The sequence below is a fragment of the Chitinimonas sp. genome (assembly GCF_041904975.1).
Taxonomy (GTDB): domain Bacteria; phylum Pseudomonadota; class Gammaproteobacteria; order Burkholderiales; family Chitinimonadaceae; genus Chitinimonas.
The window spans coordinates 1-1931 of record NZ_JAYRLZ010000443.1; the positions used below are offsets into that span (position 1 = coordinate 1).

The 1931-nt window shown below is 59.9% G+C and carries 3 protein-coding genes; all 3 read left to right on the forward strand.

Features of this window, described 5'->3' with window-relative positions:
* A partial coding sequence (locus ACE3OH_RS21975) for an NADP-dependent isocitrate dehydrogenase (protein ID WP_374358355.1) occupies positions 1-566 on the forward strand: 566 nt, incomplete at its 5' end.
* A 203-nt stretch (positions 567-769) separates the two neighbouring features.
* The gene (locus ACE3OH_RS21980; RefSeq protein ID WP_374358358.1) at positions 770-1222 is read left to right on the forward strand and encodes a cytochrome c; all 453 of its coding nucleotides are present in this window, start codon (positions 770-772) and stop codon (positions 1220-1222) included.
* Between the two features lie 67 nt (positions 1223-1289).
* Positions 1290-1931, forward strand: a 642-nt coding sequence (locus ACE3OH_RS21985) for a cytochrome b/b6 domain-containing protein (RefSeq protein ID WP_374358361.1), incomplete at its 3' end; no start/stop codon positions are given.

Consider the following 1931-nt stretch of genomic DNA (forward strand, 5'->3'; position numbering starts at 1 on the left):
CGATCATGGAACTGGGTACCTCGGCCAAGATGCTGTCCATCGTCCCGCTGATGAACGGCGGCGGCATGTATGAAACCGGTGCCGGCGGCTCGGCCCCGAAGCACGTGCAGCAGCTGACGCAGGAAAACCACCTGCGCTGGGATTCGCTGGGTGAGTTCCTGGCCCTGGCGGTATCGCTGGAAGACCTGGGAATCAAGGAGAACAACCCGCGCGCCAAGTTGCTGGCCAAGACGCTGGATGCTGCCACCGGCAAGTTGCTCGACAACAACAAGTCGCCCTCGCCGAAGACTGGCGAACTCGACAATCGCGGCTCGCAGTTCTACCTCGCCATGTACTGGGCGCAGGAGTTGGCGGCGCAGAAGGAAGACGCTGAGCTTGCCGCGCATTTTGCCAAGCTGGCCAAAACGCTGGCCGACAGTGAAGCAACCATCGTCGCAGAACTGAAGAGCGTGCAGGGTAAGCCGGTGGATATCGGCGGCTACTACAAGGCGGACGCAGAAAAGTGCAAGGCAGTCATGCGCCCGAGCCCGACGCTGAATGCGGCACTGAAGGCCGTGCGCGCTTAAGCGCCGGTCCTGAACGTGAAACCCCGGCGCAGTGTGGCCGGGGTTTTTTTATGGGTGTAGGCAGATCCAAGGGGCTTGTGTATCAGTCTGTATCAGGAAGTGCTGTATGACAATGCTGTGAGTTACAATCGTCCGCTAGCTTGATCCTGCGCCGAGTGGCGACGGGGTCTCGTTTTTTTTTCTAGTTACAACGGAGATACGCCATGAAAACCAAAATCTTTCTTGCTGCTCTGGCTACGGCTTTGACCGCGACGGCGCACGCCCAGGTGAAAGTTGAAGATGCCATCAAATGGCGCCAGTCGGCTTACGCCACTATGGGCTGGAGCATGGCTCGCATCGACAGCAACCTGAAAGGCACCTACAACAAGGAAGAAGTGCTGAAGGCAGCGACCGTGCTGCAGGCGATTGCCAATTCGGGCATGGGTTCGCTCTATCTGCCGGGTAGCGATAAGGGCAAGGGCTGGGTGGATACCCGCGTCAAGCCGGCTTTCTTCACCGAAGGTGCGAAAGTGGGCAAGATTGCCGGTGAGTTCAATCAGGCTGCCAATGATCTGGCCAAGGCGGCCGCTACGGGCGACGCTGCTGCCGTGAAGACTGCATTCGGTGCGGTGGGCGGCACCTGCAAGAGCTGCCACGACGATTACCGGGCCAAGTAATTTTTCTGGAATGACTATGGGGGCGCCGTGAGGCGCCCTTTTTTGCTCATTACTGACGGAGATCGCGATGTTTGAAACACGCAAAATTCTGATCTGGGATTTGCCCACCCGCCTTTTCCACTGGCTGCTGGTGCTTGCCATCGTTGCCCTGGTCGTCACGGGCAAGGCCGGTGGCAGCTGGATGGAGTGGCATGGTCGGCTCGGCCTGCTGGTGCTTGGTTTGCTCGTCTTCCGCCTGCTCTGGGGCGTCATGGGGTCGACCTATGCGCGCTTTGCCGGGTTTTTTCCAACGCCGGCCAAAGTGGCTGCCTATCTGCGCGGCCAATGGCATGCGCCTGGGCATAATCCACTCGGTGCCTGTTCGGTATTGGCTTTGCTGGCTGTACCGCTGTTCCAGGCACTGACGGGCCTGGTGGCCAACGACGACATTGCCTTCGTCGGGCCGCTCTATGATCTGGTCGGGCGTGATCTGAGCAACCTGGCAACCCGCTGGCACCTCCTGGCGGTGAATGTCCTGCTGGCGCTGGTGGCTTTGCATGTGGCGGCGATCCTGTTCTACGCGCACATCAAGAAGGACAACCTGGTCAAGCCGATGGTGCTGGGCTGGAAAGACTCAGCGCACGGAGAATCGGCACGTGGAGGCGGCTGGATTGCTTTCGTGCTGGCGCTTGCCCTGGCTGTTCTGGCCGTGTATGGCGCTAGTGGAGCC

Excerpts from the sequence above, each read along its gene's own strand:
- ACE3OH_RS21980 (WP_374358358.1), top strand. The coding sequence starts at position 770 with ATGAAAACCAAAATCTTTCTTGCTGCTCTGGCTACGGCTTTGACCGCG.